The following is an 18,699-nucleotide window of genomic DNA, read 5'->3' on the forward strand; positions in this document are numbered from 1 at the left end:
CACCATGGGTAAAGGATGTTAAAAAGTGTTCACCATGTCCCCGAACACCTGTCTACCATGTCCCCGGACTGTACACAGGGAGAGGGCCGGGGTGAGGGCACCAGACCGCACCCAATCATGCACCTCATTCCCTTCACACAATCATCATCCCCCTGACCCTTTACTGTCACTTATCTGTAAACAAACAGTTATTTTTCTGTCATTCGAGCATGTCATGTTACCTCGCGAGCATAAAACGCGTGATATCGCGCATCCGGCACAATAAGAGAGATGACAATGACATCGTTACGACACACAGCTTTGGGTCTGGCACTGGGTCTGGCTTTTGCGACGAACGCAATGGCTGTGACCACCATTCCGTTCTGGCATTCCATGGAAGGCGAGTTGGGTAAAGAGGTTGACTCCCTGGCGCAGCGTTTCAACGACACCCACCCGGATTACAAAATTGTGCCGGTGTACAAAGGTAACTACGAGCAGAGCCTGAGCGCGGGCATCGCCGCCTTCCGTACCGGCAACGCGCCTGCGCTGTTGCAGGTTTATGAAGTGGGCACCGCCACCATGATGGCCTCCAAAGCCATCAAGCCGGTGTATGAAGTGTTCAAAGAGGCGGGTATCAACTTCGATGAATCCCAGTTTGTGCCGACCGTAGCGGGTTACTATACCGATTCCAAAACCGGTCACCTGCTGTCCCAGCCGTTTAACAGCTCCACGCCGGTGCTGTACTACAACAAAGACGCCTTCAAAAAAGCCGGTTTAGATCCGGAGCAGCCGCCAAAAACCTGGCAGGACCTGGCCGAATACACCGCGAAGCTGAAAGCGGCGGGCATGAAGTGCGGCTACGCCAGCGGCTGGCAGGGCTGGATCCAGATTGAAAACTTCAGCGCCTGGCACGGCCTGCCGGTGGCGACCAAAAACAATGGCTTCGACGGCACCGATGCGGTACTGGAGTTCAACAAGCCGGAGCAGGTGAAGCACATTGCACTGCTGGAAGCACTGAACAAGAAGGGCGATTTCAGCTACTTCGGGCGGAAAGACGAATCCACCGAGAAGTTCTACAACGGCGACTGCGCCATTACCACCGCCTCGTCCGGCTCGCTGGCGGATATTCGTCACTACGCCAAATTCAACTACGGCGTGGGCATGATGCCGTACGACGCTGACGTGAAGGGCGCGCCGCAGAACGCCATCATCGGCGGGGCGAGCCTGTGGGTTATGCAGGGTAAAGACAAGGGCACCTACAAAGGCGTGGCCGAATTCCTCGACTTCCTGGCGAAGCCGGAAAATGCCGCCGAGTGGCACCAGAAGACCGGCTACCTGCCGATCACCAAAGCCGCGTACGATCTGACCCGCGAGCAGGGCTTCTACAGCAAAAACCCGGGCGCGGACATCGCGACGCGTCAGATGCTGAACAAGCCGCCGCTGCCGTTCACCAAAGGCCTGCGTCTGGGCAACATGCCGCAGATCCGCACCATCGTGGATGAAGAGCTGGAAAGCGTGTGGACCGGGAAGAAAACGCCACAGCAGGCGCTGGATTCCGCAGTAGAGCGCGGGAATCAGCTGCTGCGCCGCTTTGAGCAGTCGACGAAATCGTAATTTGTGATTCGCCCGGTGGCGCTGCGCTTACCGGGCCTACGACGTGCCCCATCCAGGCCGGGTAAGGCGCAGCCGCCACCCGGCATTGTTCAGGAACCCAATCTCCATGTCCTCATCCCGTCCGGTGTTTCGCTCCCGCTGGCTGCCGTACCTGTTGGTCGCGCCTCAGCTGGTCATCACCGTTATCTTCTTTATCTGGCCTGCGGGCGAAGCGCTGTGGTACTCGGTACAAAGCGTCGATCCGTTCGGGCTCTCCAGCCAGTTCGTCGGGCTGGACAACTTTACCGCGCTATTCCATGACAGCTACTACCTGGACTCCTTCTGGACGACGATGAAGTTCAGCGCGCTGGTGACCGTCAGCGGCCTTGTTGCCTCGCTGTTTTTCGCCGCGCTGGTGGACTACGTGGTGCGTGGCAGCCGCCTGTATCAGACCCTGATGCTGCTGCCTTACGCCGTGGCCCCCGCCGTTGCCGCCGTGCTGTGGATCTTCCTGTTTAACCCCGGACGCGGGCTGATTACTCACTTCCTGGCAGAGTTCGGCTACGACTGGAACCACGCCCAGAACAGCGGTCAGGCGATGTTCCTGGTGGTGTTCGCCTCGGTGTGGAAGCAGATCAGCTATAACTTCCTGTTCTTCTTTGCCGCGCTGCAGTCCATTCCGCGCTCGCTGGTGGAGGCCGCCGCGATTGACGGCGCAGGGCCGATTCGGCGCTTCTTCAGGCTGTCCCTGCCGCTGATTGCCCCGGTGAGCTTCTTCCTGCTGGTGGTTAACCTCGTCTACGCCTTTTTCGACACCTTCCCGGTGATCGACGCCGCCACCGCGGGCGGCCCGGTCCAGGCGACCACCACGCTGATTTACAAGATCTACCGCGAAGGTTTTGCGGGGCTGGATCTCTCTGCTTCTGCCGCCCAGTCCGTCGTGCTGATGTTCCTCGTCATCATCCTCACGGTGGTGCAGTTCCGCTATGTTGAAAGTAAGGTGCGCTACCAATGATTGAGAACCGTCGCGGGCTGACGATTTTCAGCCATACCATGCTGATTTTAGGGATTATCGTCATCCTGTTCCCGCTGTACGTGGCCTTTGTCGCCGCCACGCTGGACACCAAAGCGGTGTTCGATACGCCGATGACGCTGATCCCGGGCGGGCATCTTTTCGAGAACATGAAAACCATCTGGACCCAGGGCGTGGGCGCCAATAGCGCGCCGTTCTGGCTGATGATGCTCAACAGCTTCATCATGGCGTTCGGCATTACGGTTGGCAAAATTACGGTGTCGATGCTCTCGGCCTTCGCCATCGTCTGGTTTCGCTTTCCGCTGCGTAACCTGTTCTTCTGGATGATTTTCATCACCCTGATGCTGCCGGTGGAGGTGCGTATCTTCCCGACGGTTGAGGTGATTGCCAACCTGAAGATGCTGGACAGCTACGCGGGCTTAACCCTGCCGCTGATGGCCTCGGCGACCGCCACCTTCCTGTTCCGCCAGTTCTTTATGACCCTGCCGGACGAGCTGATTGAGGCCGCGCGCATCGACGGTGCCTCCCCGATGCGCTTCTTCCGCGACATCGTGCTGCCGCTGTCGAAAACCAACCTTGCGGCGCTGTTTGTGATTACCTTTATCTACGGCTGGAACCAGTACCTGTGGCCACTGCTGATTATTCAGGACGTCAACCTCGGCACCGCCGTGGCGGGCATCAAAGGCATGATTGCCACCGGTGAAGGCACCACCCTCTGGAACCAGGTGATGGCGGCGATGCTGCTCACCCTAATCCCACCCGTAGTCATTGTTTTAGCCATGCAGCGCGCGTTTGTCCGCGGCCTGGTCGATAGCGAGAAATAAGATGGCAGGTTTAAAACTTCAGGCAGTTACCAAAAGCTGGGACGGTAAAACCCAGGTCATTCAGCCGCTGACGCTCGACGTGGCGGACGGTGAATTTATCGTGATGGTCGGCCCGTCCGGCTGCGGGAAGTCCACGCTGCTGCGCATGGTGGCGGGGCTGGAGCGCGTGACCTCGGGGGACATCTGGATTGACCGCCAGCGCGTCACCGAGATGGAGCCGAAAGACAGGGGCATCGCGATGGTGTTCCAGAACTACGCCCTCTATCCGCACATGAGCGTGGAAGAGAACATGGCCTGGGGGCTGAAAATCCGCGGCATGGGCAAAGGCCATATCGAGGAGCGCGTGAAAGAAGCCGCGCGCATTCTGGAACTCGACGGTCTGCTGAAGCGCCGCCCGCGCGAGCTCTCCGGCGGCCAGCGCCAGCGCGTGGCGATGGGGCGCGCCATCGTGCGTGACCCGGCGGTATTCCTGTTCGACGAGCCGCTGTCTAACCTCGACGCCAAGCTGCGCGTGCAGATGCGCCTTGAGCTGCAGCAACTGCACCGTCGTCTGAAAACAACGTCTCTGTACGTGACTCACGATCAGGTCGAAGCCATGACTCTCGCCCAGCGCGTAATGGTGATGAACAAAGGCGTTGCCGAGCAGATTGGCACCCCGGTGGAAGTGTACGAAAAACCGGCCACCCGCTTTGTGGCGAGCTTTATCGGCAGCCCGGCGATGAACCTGCTGGAAGGGCGCATCAGCAGCGCGGGCACCCACTTTGAACTGGAAAGCGGGATGGCGCTGCCGATCAACTGGTACTATCGTGGCTACGCCGGGCGTAAGATGACGCTCGGTATCCGCCCCGAGCATATTGGTTTAACCTCTCAGGCGGACGGCGGCGTGCCGCTGGTGATGGACACGCTGGAGATGTTGGGTGCAGATAACCTGGCGCACGGACGCTGGGGCGAGCAAAAAATTGTGGTGCGCCTGGCGCATCAGGAGCGCCCGAAAGCGGGCAGCACGCTGTGGCTCCACCTGCCGGAAAACCATCTGCACCTTTTTGACGGTGAAACAGGACAACGAGTATGAGCAACTGGCCTTATCCCCACGTCGTCGCCCACCGTGGCGGCGGTAAGCTGGCCCCGGAAAACACCCTGGCGGCGATCGATGTCGGCGCGCGCTACGGCCACACGATGATCGAGTTCGACGCCAAGCTGTCGAAGGACGGCGAAATTTTCCTGCTGCATGACGACAATCTTGAACGCACCAGCAACGGCTGGGGCGTGGCGGGTGAACTGCCGTGGTGCGATCTGCTGAAGGTGGACGCCGGAAGCTGGTATAGCGGCGAGTTCAAAGGCGAACCGCTGCCCCTGCTGGCGGAAGTGGCCGATCGCTGTCGCCAGCACGGCATGATGGCGAACATCGAAATCAAACCGACCACCGGCACCGGGCCGCTGACGGGCAAAGTGATTGCCCTTGCCGCGCGCGAGCTGTGGGAAGGCATGACCGCGCCGCTGCTGTCGTCGTTTGACATCGACGCGCTGGAGGCCGCACAGGCAGCTGTACCTGAGCTGCCGCGCGGGCTGCTGCTGGAAGAGTGGCGTGAGGACTGGCGTGAACTGACGGGCCGCTTAGGCTGCGTCTCGATCCATCTGAACCACAAGCTGCTGGATGAGGCGCGGGTGAAAATGCTGAAAGACGCGGGTCTGCATATTCTGGTCTACACCGTTAACAAACCCCAGCGCGCAGCCGAGCTGCTGCGCTGGGGCGTGGACAGTATCTGTACCGATGCGATTGACCAGATCGGCCCGAAATTTATTTATTGAGCATACTGCCGTTCTGCTGGGTCGGCAGCATATGCTGCTGACCGCTGCTTTGCGACATCCCGCCCCCTAACATCCCGCCGTTTTTATTTGGCAGCGGCTGCTCGCGCACCTGTCCCTGCTGCACGCGCTGGGTGTTGGCGTTCATCTGGTTTTGCAGGCTCTGCTGCTGCATCTGGGTCTGCGTTCTCAGCTGCTGATTGAGCATCCCTTTCTGCTGCTGTTGCTGGCTCATCATCTCGGTCTGCATACGCTGCTGGCTCGGGATGACATAACCCTGCTGGTTCGGGTTGTTCATGGTGTTGAGTGGCTGTGCGAGCGCGGCAAACGGGATCAGCGCCGCAATAATCATCAAGCGTTTCATTGTCATTTCCTCCTCTTGAGGCCTCTCTTAAGTTTACCCTGATTTCACCATGACGATGATTTTTTAGGAGTTGTGAACCAGGCTTAAGCGGGGAATATGGATCCCTTCACCTGGAGAACAATAATCATGAAACCAACCTTCTTGCGCTGGGTCGCCATCGCCGCGCTGATGGCAGGCGGCACATTTACCGTGGCGGCCAACCCGCCCGCCGCTCCTCCCGTCTCTTACGGCGTGGAGGAGGATGTTTTTCACCCCGTGCGGGCCACGCACGGCATGGTGGCCTCGGTTGACGCGCTGGCGACCCAAGTGGGCGTCGATATTCTTAAGCAGGGCGGTAACGCGGTGGATGCGGCGGTCGCGGTCGGCTATGCGCTGGCGGTAACGCATCCGCAGGCGGGGAATCTGGGCGGCGGCGGCTTTATGATGCTGCGCACCAAAGACGGCAAAACCACGGCCATCGACTTCCGCGAAATGGCGCCTTCTCAGGCGTCCCGCGATATGTTCCTCGACGACCAGGGCAACCCGGACAGTAAAAAATCCCTGACCTCGCACCTCGCCTCCGGCACGCCGGGCACCGTTGCGGGCTTCTCGCTGGCGCTGGAAAAATACGGCACGATGCCGCTGAACAAGGTGGTGCAGCCTGCCATCAGGCTGGCGCGGGAGGGTTTTGTGGTCAATGACGCCCTGGCGGACGACCTCAAGACCTACGGCAGTGAAGTCATTCCCAATCACGAAAACAGCAAGGCGATCTTCTGGAAAGACGGTGAACCGCTGAAGAAGGGCGATAAGCTGGTGCAGAAGAATCTCGCCAAAAGCCTGGAGCTGATTGCGGAGCACGGCCCGGACGCGTTCTACAAAGGGGCGATTGCCGACCAGATTGCCGAAGAGATGCAGAAGAACGGGGGGCTTATCACCAAAGCGGATCTGGCGGAATACAGGGCGGTGGAGCGCGAGCCGATTAGCGGCACCTACCGCGGCTACGAGGTGTTCTCCATGCCGCCGCCGTCTTCCGGGGGCATTCACATCGTGCAGATCCTCAATATTCTTGAAAACTTTGATATGCACAAGTTCGGCTTCGGCAGCGCGGATGCCATGCAGGTGATGGCGGAGGCGGAAAAACGCGCCTATGCCGACCGCTCGGAATACCTCGGCGATCCGGACTTCGTGAAGGTGCCGTGGCAGGCGCTGACCAACAAGGCGTATGCAAAATCCATTGCCGATCAGATCGACATCAACAAGGCTAAGCCGTCGAGCGAGATCCGCCCCGGCAAGCTGGCGCCGTATGAAAGCAACCAGACCACGCACTTCTCGGTGGTGGATAAAGACGGCAATGCGGTGGCGGTGACCTACACGCTCAACACCACCTTTGGCACCGGGATTGTGGCGGGCAACAGCGGCATTCTGCTGAACAACGAGATGGATGACTTCTCCGCCAAGCCGGGCGTGCCAAACGTCTACGGGCTGGTCGGCGGCGATGCGAATGCGGTGGGGCCGAAGAAGCGTCCGCTGTCGTCCATGTCGCCAACCATCGTGGTGAAAGACGGGAAAACCTGGCTGGTGACCGGCAGCCCTGGCGGGAGCCGCATCATAACTACCGTGCTACAGATGGTGGTGAACAGCATCGACTTTGGCATGAACGTCGCCGAGGCGACCAATGCGCCGCGTTTCCATCATCAGTGGCTGCCGGATGAACTGCGCGTGGAGAAGGGCTTTAGCCCGGACACCATCAAGCTTCTGGAGCAGCGCGGACAGAAGGTTGCGGTGAAAGAGGCGATGGGCAGCACCCAGAGCATTATGGTGGGGCCAGACGGCGCGCTATTTGGCGCGTCGGATCCGCGTTCGGTGGATGATTTGACGGCGGGGTACTGATTATTCCCCTCACTCTAACCCTCTCCCCAAAGGGGAGAGGGGAGTGTGTCACTTCATTCTCGCCATGAAGTACGCGTCCACATATTCGCCGTTGCGCAGGGCGTAGCGCTTGCCGGTGCCTTCAATTACGAACCCGTGCTTTTTGTACACCGCGATTGCCGGTTCGTTATCAACAAATACCGTTAACTCAATGCGATCGACGCGCAGCCAGTTGTCGCACATATCAATCATGGTTCGCATCAGCGCGCTGGCAACGCCCCGATTTTGCCATTGCGCACCCACACAAATACCGAAATCGGCAACGTGGCTGCGACGCGGGCGTTGTGCGACGGCAATGCACAGGTGCCCGGCGACGGTCCCGTCGATACAAGCCACCAGCTGTTTAATGCCGGGCTGATCGGTTAGCCGGTCATGCCACATCTGCTCTGAGGGATGAGGAACCTGTAGCGTGTTGTGGTACACCTCCGGCTGGGCGTGGATCTGACGAATGGCATCGTAATCTCTCGGTTCAGCGTGGCGTATCACTATCTCACTCATTCCTTGTTCCTCAGTCGGTTAAAAGTCCCCTCCAACATCAATGACTTTAAAATTTGAGTCAACCGCTATTTTTTGCAAAAAGTATTGGACAAGTGCGAATGAGAATGATTATTATTGCTTTGCATTCAGGAGGACCCCTACGGGAACCTGAAAGCACGACATTGCTCACATTGCTTCCAGTATTACTTTAGCCAGCTTCTCGCTGGCTTTTTTTTTGTTATGGTTAGATTCAGTAACCTTCCAAAAGGACTGAGCCATGACACTACATTGCGCATTTATTGGATTTGGCAAAAGCACCACGCGTTACCACCTTCCGTATGTCCTCCACCGTAAAGACACCTGGCATGTGGCCCATATCTACCGCCGCCGCGCGAAGCCGGAAGAGCAATCCCCGCAGTACTCCCACATTCACTTCACCAGCGATCTTGATGAAGTATTGAATGACCCGCAGGTAAAGCTGGTGGTTGTCTGCACCCACGCCGACAGCCATTTTGACTATGCGAAACGCGCGCTCGAAGCGGGCAAGAACGTGCTGGTGGAAAAGCCGTTCACCCCGACCATTGCCGAAGCGAAAGCGCTGTTTACGCTGGCGAAAAGCAAAGGGCTGACCGTCACACCGTATCAGAACCGTCGCTTTGACAGCTGTTTTCTGACGGCGAAAAAGGCGATTGAGAGCGGCAAGCTTGGCGACATTGTGGAAATCGAAAGCCACTTCGATTACTACCGCCCGGTGGCGGAAACCCAGCCCGGCCTGCCGCAGGACGGCTCGTTCTATGGTCTGGGCGTACACACCATGGACCAGATCATCTCCCTGTTTGGCCGCCCGGACCACGTGGCTTACGACATCCGCAGCCTGCGCAACAAAGCCAATCCGGACGACACCTTCGAGGCCCAGCTGTTCTACGGCGACCTTAAGGCTATCGTTAAAACCAGTCATCTGGTGAAAATCGACTACCCGAAATTTATCGTTCATGGCACCAAAGGCTCGTTCATTAAGTACGGCATTGACCAGCAGGAGACCAGCCTGAAGGCCAACATCATGCCGGGCGAACCGGGCTTTGCGGCGGACGATTCCGTGGGCGTGCTGGAGTATGTGAACGATGAGGGGGTGACGGTCAAAGAAGAGCTGAAACCGGAAACCGGCGACTATGGCCGCGTCTATGATGCGCTATATGAAACCCTTACCAGCGGCGCGCCGAATTACGTCAAGGAATCTGACGTTCTGACCAACCTTGAAATCCTTGAACGGGCCTTCGAACAGGCTTCTCCTGCCACGGTAACCCTCGCGAAATAAGCAAAAACGGCTCCTCTGGGCTTGTTCATAATTTTTGAACAGAGGAGTCAATTTTCACCCTCTATGATCCCCGACCGTTTGAGTCCACACTTACTCCATCGAAACGAACTGAGGGTGAAAACAATGATCTACTTACGCAAAGCAAACGAACGCGGTCACGCAAATCATGGCTGGCTGGACTCATGGCATTCATTCTCGTTTGCCGACTACTACGACCCGAACTTCATGGGCTTCTCCGCGCTGCGCGTGATTAACGACGACGTGATTGATGCAGGCCAGGGCTTCGGTACCCACCCGCACAAAGACATGGAAATCCTGACCTATGTGCTGGAAGGGGCGGTTGAGCACCAGGACAGCATGGGCAACAAAGAGCAGGTGCCGGCGGGCGAGTTCCAGATTATGAGCGCGGGTACCGGGGTGCGTCACTCTGAGTACAACCCGAGCAAAACGGAAAAACTGCACCTGTATCAAATCTGGATCATTCCAGAAGAGACCGGCATCACGCCACGCTACGAGCAGCGCCGCTTCGACGCGAAACAGGGCAAACAGCTGGTGCTGTCCCCGGACGCGCGTGAAGGTTCCCTGAAAGTGCATCAGGATATGGAGCTGTACCGCTGGGCGCTGGCGAAAGACGAGCAGTCCGTGCACCAGATTGCCGCCAACCGCCGCGTCTGGATCCAGGTGGTGAAAGGGGAAGTGTCTATCAACGGCACCAAAGCCACCACCGCCGATGGTCTGGCCGTCTGGGATGAGCAGGCGCTCTCCGTGCACGCCGACAGCGAAAGCGAAATCCTGCTGTTTGACCTGCCTCCGGTCTAAATAATTTCTCAACCTTCCCTTTAAACGGGGAAGGTTGAGCTTTGTCCGTGATAAACTGAGCAAATCTCTCACTTCAAGATTTCTCAGGACGATGAAAAAGAAACGCCCCGTACTTCAGGATGTCGCCGATCGCGTCGGTGTGACCAAAATGACGGTCAGCCGTTTTTTACGTAACCCGGAACAGGTTTCCGTGGCGTTGCGTGGCAAGATTGCCGCCGCCCTTGATGAACTGGGTTATATTCCCAACCGCGCCCCCGATATTCTCTCCAATGCGACCAGCCGTGCGGTGGGCGTTCTGCTTCCTTCCCTGACCAACCAGGTTTTCGCTGAAGTTCTGCGCGGCATTGAAAGCGTCACCGATGCGTTTGGCTACCAGACCATGCTCGCTCACTATGGGTACAAGCCGGAACTGGAAGAGGAACGTCTTGAATCAATGCTTTCCTGGAACATTGACGGTCTGATTTTAACCGAACGTACCCACACTGCCCGCACGCTCAAAATGATTGAAGTCGCCGGTATTCCGGTGGTGGAGCTCATGGACAGCCAGTCGCCATGCCTCGACATCGCCGTTGGGTTCGATAACTTTGAAGCGGCTCGTCAGATGACAGCGGCGATCATCGCCCGCGGTCATCGTCATATTGCCTATCTGGGTGCGCGTCTTGATGAACGTACTATCATCAAACAGAAGGGATACGAGCAGGCGATGCTCGACGCAAATTTAACCCCGTACAGCGTGATGGTGGAGCAGTCCTCATCTTACACCTCGGGTATTGAGCTGATGCGTCAGGCACGACGCGAGTATCCGCAACTGGACGGTATTTTCTGTACCAACGATGACCTTGCGGTCGGTGCAGCGTTCGAATGCCAGCGTCTGGGGTTGAAGATCCCTGAGGATATGGCGATTGCCGGCTTCCACGGCCACGATATTGGTCAGGTGATGGAGCCGCGTCTGGCGAGCGTTCTGACACCGCGTGAACGCATGGGCCGCATTGGTGCAGAACGCCTGCTGGCGCGCATTCGTGGAGAGACGGTTACCCCTAAAATGTTAGATTTAGGTTTCACCTTGTCACCGGGTGGATCTATTTGAACTGACAAATTTGAAGTAGCTCACACTTATTCACTTCGCGCACGTTTGGATATTGCTTCTCTTTTGCCCCAGCAGGACAATGTTACCGATAACTGTTACCCGTAACAATTGACTGAGGGACACCCTTTGAGCACGACTAATCACGATCACCACGTTTACGTCCTGATGGGCGTGTCCGGTAGCGGTAAATCTGCCGTGGCGAGCGAAGTGGCGCATCAACTTCAGGCTGCGTTTCTTGATGGTGACTTCCTCCATCCGCGCAGCAACATCATGAAAATGGCCTCCGGCGAACCGCTGAACGATGACGACCGCAAACCGTGGTTGCAGGCGCTGAATGACGCCGCGTTCGCGATGCAGCGCACCAACAAAGTTTCCCTGATCGTCTGCTCCGCGCTGAAAAAAACCTACCGCGACCTGCTGCGCGACGGCAATCCGAACCTCTCGTTCATCTACCTGAAAGGCGATTTCGGGGTGATTGAAAGCCGTCTGAAAGCGCGTAAAGGCCACTTCTTTAAAACCCAGATGCTGGTGACGCAGTTCGAAGCGCTTCAGGAGCCGGGTGAAGATGAAAAAGACGTCTTAGTGGTTGATATCGATCAGCCGCTGGAAGGTGTTGTAGCCAGCACCATCGAGGTCATTAACAAAAGGCAGTAAGTTTTGAGTACATTAACGCTAGTTTTGACAGCAGTGGGTTCGGTATTGCTGCTGCTGTTTTTAGTGATGAAGGCGCGTATGCACGCTTTCGTTGCTTTGATGGTGGTTTCTATTGGTGCAGGTCTCTTTTCCGGTATGCCGCTCGACAAGATCGCCGCGACGATGGAAAAAGGGATGGGAGGCACGCTGGGCTTCCTGGCGATTGTGGTCGCGCTGGGCGCGATGTTTGGCAAGATTCTGCATGAGACGGGCGCGGTCGACCAGATTGCCGTCAAAATGCTCAAATCCTTCGGGCACAGCCGCGCGCACTACGCGATTGGCCTGGCCGGTCTGATTTGCGCACTGCCGCTGTTCTTCGAAGTGGCGGTGGTGCTGCTCATCAGCGTCGCCTTCTCCATGGCGCGCCATACCGGCACTAACCTCGTGAAGCTGGTCATTCCGCTGTTTGCGGGCGTGGCGGCGGCTGCGGCGTTTCTGCTGCCAGGGCCGGCGCCGATGCTGCTGGCCTCCCAGATGCACGCCGACTTTGGCTGGATGATCCTGATTGGCCTGTGTGCGGCCATCCCGGGGATGATTATTGCCGGGCCGCTGTGGGGCAACTTCATCAGCCGTTACGTTGAGCTGCACATCCCGGACGACATCTCCGAGCCGCACCTGGGCGAAGGCAAAATGCCGTCATTCGGCTTTAGCCTTTCTTTGATCCTGCTCCCGCTGGTGCTGGTGGGCCTGAAAACCATCGCCGCGCGCTTTGTGCCGGTCGGTTCTGCCGCGTACGAATGGTTTGAGTTCATTGGTCACCCGTTCACGGCGATTCTGGTGGCGTGTCTGGTGGCGATTTACGGCCTGGCGATGCGCCAGGGTATGCCGAAAGACCGCGTGATGGAGATCTGTGGTGCGGCGTTGCAGCCTGCGGGTATTATCCTGCTGGTGATCGGTGCCGGCGGCGTGTTCAAGCAGGTGCTGGTGGATTCCGGCGTGGGCCCGGCTCTGGGTGAAGCACTGACCGGAATGGGCCTGCCGATTGCGGTAACCTGCTTCGTGCTGGCTGCGGCGGTGCGTATCATTCAGGGGTCTGCAACCGTGGCGTGCTTAACCGCCGTGGGTCTGGTGATGCCGGTGATTGAACAGCTGAACTACTCCGGTGCCCAGATGGCCGCACTGTCTATCTGCATCGCGGGCGGGTCAATTGTGGTCTCTCACGTTAACGACGCTGGCTTCTGGCTGTTCGGCAAGTTTACTGGCGCCACCGAAGCGCAAACGCTGAAAACCTGGACGCTGATGGAAACCATCCTCGGCACCACCGGGGCCATTGTCGGGATGATTGCCTTTACGCTGCTCAGCTAAATGCAATGATTTAACAAGGCAAAAAAGGCCCGGTAGCGTCAGCGCTTACCGGGCCTTTTTTATTATCCAGGGCATCAGGCCGGGCCATAACCCGGCATTGTGTTACTCGCCCTGCGTCGCGCTCTCAATCGTCAAGCGCACATCCGACGTAATCAGTTCAGCCAGCATCTGGTAAACCTTCAGCGTCTCTTCCGGCTCGGCATCGCCCGTATCGCTGATGAAGCCTTCGTCACGCAGCGTCAGCACCAGCGAGCTGAATACCGCCTTGTCGAAGAATTCCGGGGCGTTAATGCCGTGCAGAACGGACAGGCGCTGCGCCAGCGTCCGGCTCTCTTTCTCCAGCGTGCCGCGGTTGATGGACGGGTTCGCGCTCAGCAGCCAGAACGTAATGGCGTAGCGCTGCAGCGTTTCGCGCGCACCGGCCGCCAGCAGTTGCAGGGTACGGGAGCGTGACGGATTGATGTGCAGCTCGTCGTTCGCAACGGTGATCAGCCCCTGACGGCGCAGCTCTTCCGTCAGTTTATCCAGCTCAACGGCCAGCTCTTCCTTGCTCCAACGCAGGAATAGCTCCGCTTTAAGCATCGGGTAGAGCGTCTCAACGTGGCGCAACAGCTCCTGACGTGAAATACGGCGATGCTGGGTGATAATGGCCGCCATGAGCGATGGCAGCATCAGCATATGAGCGATGTTGTTGCGGTAGTACGTCATCAGTACGGCCTGCTCGCGCGGTAGAATGATGATATCGCCGATCGTATCTTTCTCGACTTCGAACTTGTTCATCTGCAGCGCGTGATCGATAAGCTCGCTGGCGGTAGCAGAAGGAGCTGTCGAATCAACTGAGTATGGCACGTTGCGCATCATGTCCAGATAGCAGTCCAGCTGCTCAGTGAGCTGTTCACGGGTCAGGGAACGCTGACGTGAAGCCAGCAGCGCCGTACAGCACAGGTTCATCGCATTGGCCGCACCGGCGTTGTTAATGCGCACCATCAACTCGGACGCGATACCGTTCACCGTTGGCGTCAGCCAGGCCGGACGCACCGCTTCGATAGGATCGATAGACTCGCGCCAATCCGGAACATGATGGTTCAGATACGTCATCAGCGGCATCGGCTCGCCAAAGTTTACGTAGCCCTGACCCAGGTTGCGTAACTTGCTCAGGCCGCGCAGCATCTGCGGCAGGCTCTCTTTTTCTTTGGTCGCGCCGCGCAGTTCTTTGGCGTACGTGCCCACTTCCATCACGTGCTCATAGCCAATGTAAATTGGCACAAGCGTGATTGGACGCGTACCGCCGCGCAGCATCGCCTGAATGGTCATTGACAGCGTGCCGGTCTTCGGATCGAGCAGACGACCGGTACGGGAGCGCCCGCCCTCCACGAAGTACTCTACGGAGTAGCCGCGGCTGAACAACTCGCCGAGATACTCGCGGAACACGGTGGAGTAGAGCTTGTTGCCCTTGAAGGTACGACGAATAAAGAACGCACCCAGGCGGCGGAAAATCGGGCCTGCTGGCCAGAAGTTCAGGTTAATACCGGCGGCAATGTGCGGCGGTACCAGTCCCTGGTGATAGAGCACGTAGGAGAGAAGCAGGTAGTCCATGTGGCTGCGGTGGCAGGGGACATAGACAATCTCATGGCCATCGTGCGCCAGTTGACGTACACGCTCAGCGTTATGCACGTTGATGCCCTGATACAGGCGGTTCCAGGTAAAGCCGAGAATACGATCGGACAGGCGAATCATCTCGTAGGAGAAGTTCGCTGCGATCTCTTCCATCAGCGCAATGGCGTTCTGCTGGGCTTTCTCATGGGAAATTTTCTTGCTGCGCGCTTCGTCTTCAACGGCGCGGGCGATCGCTTTGGAGGCCAGCAGCTTGTTGAACAGGTCCTGACGCGCCGGAAGACGTGGCCCTACGGCCGCCAGGCGCTGACGGGCGAAGTGCATACGCGCCACGCGCGCCAGTTTTTGCGCGATGATCTTGTCAGTGCCGTGCTCGTCCGCCATTCGGCGAAGGGAGACGGAAGGGGAGAAGCGCACAAAGCTGTCGCGTCCCAGCCAGGAGACCGCGAAGAATTTCTGGATGCCGTTAAGCATGCGCAGCGGCGGGTTCTCTTCGCCTTTTTCGCGGCCCGGACGGCGACCAAACATCACCGATACCGGCACCATCTGCACATCCAGGTCAGGATTGCTGCGGTGCAGGTCGAGATAGTCGTGGAACAGCTTGATGGACTCTTCTTTCGGTGTGTAATAGGTAAACACGCGTGGCCCGCCGTGAATGAACACGTAGCGCGGCAGCAAAGTGCCGTCAACTTCCAGTGGTTCAAGCGGATCGGGTAAATCATGCGCCAGACACTGGGCACGGAGCGTTAGCAGGTCTGCCTTAGAGTTATAAGGCAAAACGTACATAATAGGGCGCGACGTATCGAGCCCCAGTTCCAGCGCGGGTTCTGCTGGGATAGACTTGCTTTTTACCAGTATGCTTAATGGTAAATTAAGTAATTTGTAGTAAATTCGTGGCCAGCCGGACATAAACGATGTAAAGCCTCTGGTTAATAATGCAATTGCGGCGCAAGGATAACAGAAAGCGCGCAAAATTTCTGTTGTTACCCGTCATACTTCAGGCGGCAGCGAAACGCGCTGCAGCTCCTGTTACTGACGCTCTTTTTTAAAAAAGGTTCTTTTAATGGCCAATAATACCACTGGGTTGACGCGTATCATCAAAGCCGCCGGCTATTCATGGAAAGGTTTCCGTGCCGCGTGGGTCAATGAAGCTGCTTTTCGCCAGGAAGGTGTCGCCGCTATCGTCGCGGTTATCATCGCCTGTTTCCTTGATGTAGATGCCATTACCCGCGTGCTTCTCATCGGTTCCGTACTTCTGGTGATGATAGTGGAAATTCTCAATAGCGCTATTGAGGCCGTGGTCGACCGGATCGGCTCTGATTTTCACGAGCTCTCTGGCCGCGCGAAAGATATGGGCTCCGCCGCTGTCCTGCTGGCGATTATCACCGCAGCCATTACCTGGGTCACGCTGCTTTGGTCACATTTCCGATGATGCTCGAGGAATAATTAAGTCCCTGGTTTTTTGTGCAGTTTTTGGTTCCAAAATCGCCTTTGACTGTATATACTCACAGCATAACTGTATATACACCCAGGGGGCGGAATGAAAGCATTAACGACCAGGCAGCAAGAGGTGTTTGATCTCATTCGGGATCATATCGGCCAGACGGGTATGCCACCCACGCGTGCGGAAATCGCGCAGCGTCTGGGTTTCCGTTCTCCGAATGCTGCCGAGGAACACCTGAAAGCGCTGGCGCGTAAGGGTGTGATTGAGATTGTGTCAGGCGCGTCGCGTGGTATCCGCCTGCTGGTGGAAGAAGAGACGGGCATTCCGCTGATAGGCCGCGTTGCTGCAGGTGAACCGCTGCTGGCACAACAGCATATTGAAGGTCACTACCAGGTCGATCCTGGTATGTTCAAGCCGAGCGCTGATTTTCTGCTGCGCGTTAGCGGGATGTCGATGAAAGACATCGGCATTCTTGATGGCGACCTTCTGGCCGTTCACAAAACGCAGGATGTGCGAAACGGCCAGGTGGTGGTTGCGCGCATTGATGACGAAGTGACCGTTAAGCGCCTGAAAAAACAGGGTAACACTGTTCAGCTGTTGCCCGAAAACAACGAGTTCACCCCGATTGTGGTCGACCTCCGCGAACAGAGCTTCTCTATTGAAGGTCTGGCTGTTGGCGTGATTCGTAACGGCGAATGGCTGTAATCTCTTCCTGACAGGCTACGCTTTCGCTGTAGCCTGCTTCATTTACCCTTCCCGGTATCTCTCATGTCACTGCTGACGGCATCTGATAAGGCATTGTGGCGTCTTGCCCTGCCGATGATTTTCTCCAATATCACCGTGCCCTTGCTGGGTCTGGTCGATACGGCCGTTATTGGTCATCTCGATTCCCCTGTTTATCTTGGCGGCGTGGCGATTGGCGCGACGGCAACCAGCTTTCTGTTCATGCTGCTGCTCTTTTTGCGTATGAGCACCACCGGGCTCACCGCACAGGCGTATGGTGCGAAAGATCCGTTACGTCTGGCGCGTGCGCTGGTGCAGCCGCTGATCCTGGCGCTTGGCGCGGGGGTACTCATTGTTTTACTGCGCACGCCCCTGATAGACCTTGCGCTCCATGTTGTTGGTGGCAGCGAGGCGGTACTGGAGCAGGCGCGTCGCTTCCTTGAAATCCGCTGGCTCAGCGCGCCCGCTTCGCTGGCAAACCTGGTTCTGCTGGGTTGGTTACTGGGTGTGCAATACGCCCGTGCGCCAGTGATTTTGCTGGTCGTGGGAAACCTTCTCAACATTGTGCTCGATCTCTGGCTGGTGATGGGCCTGCATATGGACGTGCGCGGTGCGGCACTGGCGACGGCGATTGCCGAATACGGAACCTTACTCATTGGGCTGTGGATGGTCTGGCGCGTGCTGGCCCTGCGCGGGATATCCCTTGTAATGCTGAAAAGCGCATGGCGCGGCAATATCCGTAAACTGCTGGCGCTCAACCGTGACATCATGCTGCGCTCGCTTCTGCTACAACTCTGTTTTGGCGCATTGACGGTTTTTGGTGCCCGTCTTGGGCCTGAGATCGTTGCGGTGAATGCGGTCCTGATGACATTGCTGACGTTTACCGCCTACGCGCTGGACGGCTTCGCCTACGCCGTTGAGGCGCATTCCGGGCAGGCGTACGGCGCGCGGGAAAGTGGCCAGCTTAGGGATGTCTGGCGGGCAGCCTGTCGACAAGCGGGACTGGTGGCACTGGCGTTTGCACTCATTTATGCCTGTTTTGGCCGTGACATTATTGCATTACTCACTTCGATCCCGGCTTTACGTGAACTGGCGGACCACTACATCGTCTGGCAGGTGATCTTGCCGGTGGTGGGGGTGTGGTGTTATCTGCTGGACGGCATGTTTATCGGTGCGACGCGCGGAGCGGAAATGCGCAACAGTATGGCGGTTGCGGCGGCGGGGTTTGGTTTGTCGCTGCTGACGCTTCCGTGGCTGGGTAATCACGGTTTGTGGCTGGCGCTTGCGGTCTTTCTCTCCCTGCGCGGCCTCTCGCTTGCCTTTATCTGGCATCGCCACTGGCAAAATAATACCTGGCTTCCTTCCCGTCACGATATATCGTGACGGTTAAAGATTCCGAATATGAAATCAACTGCCGAATCCTCAACTACAATTATTATCACGTCCAGCAGAAAAGAACGTAACGGACGTTACGACCCGACGCTTAACTAAGAGGACACGATGATGAATAAAGACGAAATCGGCGGCAACTGGAAGCAGTTCAAAGGTAAAGCGAAAGAACAGTGGGGTAAGCTGACTGATGACGATATGACCGTCATTGAAGGCAAGCGCGATCAGCTTGTCGGTAAAATTCAGGAACGTTACGGCTACGCGAAAGATCAGGCGGAAAACGAAGTCAAAGACTGGGAAACCCGTAACGACTACCGCTGGTAGCG

18 protein-coding genes and 1 pseudogene are annotated in these 18,699 nt (G+C 57.3%); 16 read left to right on the forward strand and 3 right to left on the reverse strand.

Going from position 1 to position 18,699, the window contains the following annotated elements; all coding sequences use genetic code 11:
• Nucleotides 1-276 precede the first annotated feature (276 nt).
• The 5 genes from ugpB to ugpQ all read left to right on the forward strand — a co-directional run bounded on the left by ugpB (nt 277) and on the right by ugpQ (nt 5,238).
• Entirely contained in the window at nt 277-1,593 is a 1,317-nt protein-coding gene (gene ugpB / locus IM294_RS19445; protein ID WP_023326491.1) for a sn-glycerol-3-phosphate ABC transporter substrate-binding protein UgpB, read from the forward strand.
• Between the two features lie 106 nt (nt 1,594-1,699).
• A complete protein-coding gene (gene ugpA, locus IM294_RS19450; RefSeq protein ID WP_023618241.1) occupies nt 1,700-2,587 on the forward strand; it encodes a sn-glycerol-3-phosphate ABC transporter permease UgpA in 888 nt (295 codons plus the stop codon).
• Nucleotides 2,584-3,429 (forward strand): sn-glycerol-3-phosphate ABC transporter permease UgpE, encoded by an 846-nt coding sequence (gene ugpE / locus IM294_RS19455; RefSeq protein ID WP_028015153.1) that lies wholly within the window; start codon nt 2,584-2,586, stop codon nt 3,427-3,429. Before ugpA ends, ugpE begins: the two co-directional genes overlap by 4 nt.
• Nucleotide 3,430: 1 nt before the next feature.
• Nucleotides 3,431-4,501, forward strand: coding sequence for a sn-glycerol-3-phosphate import ATP-binding protein UgpC (locus IM294_RS19460; RefSeq protein WP_048957463.1), 1,071 nt, complete (start codon nt 3,431-3,433; stop codon nt 4,499-4,501).
• Nucleotides 4,498-5,238 carry a glycerophosphodiester phosphodiesterase gene (gene ugpQ, locus IM294_RS19465; protein WP_126818749.1) on the forward strand — a complete coding sequence of 247 codons (741 nt, stop codon included), beginning with the start codon at nt 4,498-4,500 and terminating at the stop codon, nt 5,236-5,238. The genes IM294_RS19460 and ugpQ overlap by 4 nt, the downstream gene beginning before the upstream one ends.
• Here the strand turns inward: ugpQ and IM294_RS19470 are convergent.
• A complete protein-coding gene (locus tag IM294_RS19470) occupies nt 5,228-5,599 on the reverse strand; it encodes a DUF2756 family protein (RefSeq protein WP_045260950.1) in 372 nt (123 codons plus the stop codon). The genes ugpQ and IM294_RS19470 overlap by 11 nt on opposite strands.
• 126 nt (nt 5,600-5,725) lie before the next feature.
• On the opposite strand from IM294_RS19470, the gene ggt reads away from it, so the two are divergent.
• Nucleotides 5,726-7,468 carry a gamma-glutamyltransferase gene (ggt, locus tag IM294_RS19475; protein WP_041911549.1) on the forward strand — a complete coding sequence of 581 codons (1,743 nt, stop codon included), beginning with the start codon at nt 5,726-5,728 and terminating at the stop codon, nt 7,466-7,468.
• A gap of 48 nt (nt 7,469-7,516) precedes the next feature.
• On the opposite strand, the gene yhhY is transcribed toward ggt, so the two are convergent.
• Nucleotides 7,517-8,005: an N-acetyltransferase gene (gene yhhY, locus IM294_RS19480; protein WP_063155548.1), complete on the reverse strand. Its 489-nt coding sequence runs from the start codon at nt 8,003-8,005 to the stop codon at nt 7,517-7,519.
• Nucleotides 8,006-8,261: 256 nt separating this feature from the next.
• Between yhhY and IM294_RS19485 the strand changes: the two genes are divergently transcribed.
• The 5 genes from IM294_RS19485 (at nt 8,262) to gntU (ending at nt 13,203) form a co-directional block, all read left to right on the forward strand.
• Entirely contained in the window at nt 8,262-9,299 is a 1,038-nt protein-coding gene (locus tag IM294_RS19485) for an oxidoreductase (protein ID WP_028015159.1), read from the forward strand.
• 123 nt (nt 9,300-9,422) lie between these two features.
• Nucleotides 9,423-10,118, forward strand: coding sequence for a pirin family protein (locus IM294_RS19490; protein WP_003861565.1), 696 nt, complete (start codon nt 9,423-9,425; stop codon nt 10,116-10,118).
• Nucleotides 10,119-10,209: 91 nt separating this feature from the next.
• Complete coding sequence (gene gntR / locus IM294_RS19495) at nt 10,210-11,205, forward strand: gluconate operon transcriptional repressor GntR (protein ID WP_014882133.1); 996 nt, start codon at nt 10,210-10,212, stop codon at nt 11,203-11,205.
• Nucleotides 11,206-11,331: 126 nt separating this feature from the next.
• Nucleotides 11,332-11,859, forward strand: a complete 528-nt coding sequence (gntK, locus tag IM294_RS19500) for a gluconokinase (RefSeq protein ID WP_045260947.1) — start codon at nt 11,332-11,334, stop codon at nt 11,857-11,859.
• A 3-nt stretch (nt 11,860-11,862) separates the two neighbouring features.
• Entirely contained in the window at nt 11,863-13,203 is a 1,341-nt protein-coding gene (gene gntU / locus IM294_RS19505) for a gluconate transporter (RefSeq protein ID WP_126346023.1), read from the forward strand.
• Nucleotides 13,204-13,305: 102 nt separating this feature from the next.
• Here the strand turns inward: gntU and plsB are convergent, their stop codons facing one another.
• Entirely contained in the window at nt 13,306-15,726 is a 2,421-nt protein-coding gene (plsB, locus tag IM294_RS19510; RefSeq protein WP_028015161.1) for a glycerol-3-phosphate 1-O-acyltransferase PlsB, read from the reverse strand.
• A gap of 154 nt (nt 15,727-15,880) precedes the next feature.
• Between plsB and IM294_RS19515 the strand changes: the two genes are divergently transcribed.
• From IM294_RS19515 to IM294_RS19530, 5 genes and pseudogenes are all read left to right on the forward strand, one after another.
• Nucleotides 15,881-16,249 (forward strand): diacylglycerol kinase, encoded by a 369-nt coding sequence (locus tag IM294_RS19515; RefSeq protein ID WP_014830281.1) that lies wholly within the window; start codon nt 15,881-15,883, stop codon nt 16,247-16,249.
• 108 nt (nt 16,250-16,357) lie between these two features.
• Nucleotides 16,358-16,966, forward strand: coding sequence for a transcriptional repressor LexA (lexA, locus tag IM294_RS19520; protein ID WP_028015162.1), 609 nt, complete (start codon nt 16,358-16,360; stop codon nt 16,964-16,966).
• Nucleotides 16,967-17,029: 63 nt separating this feature from the next.
• Nucleotides 17,030-18,367, forward strand: a complete 1,338-nt coding sequence (dinF, locus tag IM294_RS19525) for an MATE family efflux transporter DinF (protein ID WP_126818750.1) — start codon at nt 17,030-17,032, stop codon at nt 18,365-18,367.
• A pseudogene (locus IM294_RS22275) lies at nt 18,364-18,438 on the forward strand (hypothetical protein); the annotation flags it as partial. The gene dinF and the pseudogene IM294_RS22275, both read left to right, overlap by 4 nt.
• 49 nt (nt 18,439-18,487) lie before the next feature.
• Nucleotides 18,488-18,697, forward strand: coding sequence for a CsbD family protein (locus IM294_RS19530; protein ID WP_014882139.1), 210 nt, complete (start codon nt 18,488-18,490; stop codon nt 18,695-18,697).
• Nucleotides 18,698-18,699 lie beyond the last annotated feature (2 nt).

Source organism: Enterobacter cloacae complex sp. P43RS, assembly GCF_014930585.1.
Classification (GTDB): Bacteria; Pseudomonadota; Gammaproteobacteria; order Enterobacterales; family Enterobacteriaceae; genus Enterobacter; species Enterobacter bugandensis.

What these genes read in the sequence shown, in the direction of transcription:
- ugpB (WP_023326491.1), top strand. Translation starts at nt 277, where the DNA reads ATGACATCGTTACGACACACAGCTTTGGGTCTGGCACTGGGTCTGGCT.
- ugpA (WP_023618241.1), top strand. Translation starts at nt 1,700, where the DNA reads ATGTCCTCATCCCGTCCGGTGTTTCGCTCCCGCTGGCTGCCGTACCTG.
- ugpE (WP_028015153.1), top strand. Translation starts at nt 2,584, where the DNA reads ATGATTGAGAACCGTCGCGGGCTGACGATTTTCAGCCATACCATGCTG.
- IM294_RS19460 (WP_048957463.1), top strand. Translation starts at nt 3,431, where the DNA reads ATGGCAGGTTTAAAACTTCAGGCAGTTACCAAAAGCTGGGACGGTAAA.
- ugpQ (WP_126818749.1), top strand. Translation starts at nt 4,498, where the DNA reads ATGAGCAACTGGCCTTATCCCCACGTCGTCGCCCACCGTGGCGGCGGT.
- IM294_RS19470 (WP_045260950.1), bottom strand. Translation starts at nt 5,599, where the DNA reads ATGAAACGCTTGATGATTATTGCGGCGCTGATCCCGTTTGCCGCGCTC.
- ggt (WP_041911549.1), top strand. Translation starts at nt 5,726, where the DNA reads ATGAAACCAACCTTCTTGCGCTGGGTCGCCATCGCCGCGCTGATGGCA.
- yhhY (WP_063155548.1), bottom strand. Translation starts at nt 8,005, where the DNA reads ATGAGTGAGATAGTGATACGCCACGCTGAACCGAGAGATTACGATGCC.
- IM294_RS19485 (WP_028015159.1), top strand. Translation starts at nt 8,262, where the DNA reads ATGACACTACATTGCGCATTTATTGGATTTGGCAAAAGCACCACGCGT.
- IM294_RS19490 (WP_003861565.1), top strand. Translation starts at nt 9,423, where the DNA reads ATGATCTACTTACGCAAAGCAAACGAACGCGGTCACGCAAATCATGGC.
- gntR (WP_014882133.1), top strand. Translation starts at nt 10,210, where the DNA reads ATGAAAAAGAAACGCCCCGTACTTCAGGATGTCGCCGATCGCGTCGGT.
- plsB (WP_028015161.1), bottom strand. Translation starts at nt 15,726, where the DNA reads ATGTCCGGCTGGCCACGAATTTACTACAAATTACTTAATTTACCATTA.
- IM294_RS19515 (WP_014830281.1), top strand. Translation starts at nt 15,881, where the DNA reads ATGGCCAATAATACCACTGGGTTGACGCGTATCATCAAAGCCGCCGGC.
- lexA (WP_028015162.1), top strand. Translation starts at nt 16,358, where the DNA reads ATGAAAGCATTAACGACCAGGCAGCAAGAGGTGTTTGATCTCATTCGG.
- dinF (WP_126818750.1), top strand. Translation starts at nt 17,030, where the DNA reads ATGTCACTGCTGACGGCATCTGATAAGGCATTGTGGCGTCTTGCCCTG.
- IM294_RS19530 (WP_014882139.1), top strand. Translation starts at nt 18,488, where the DNA reads ATGAATAAAGACGAAATCGGCGGCAACTGGAAGCAGTTCAAAGGTAAA.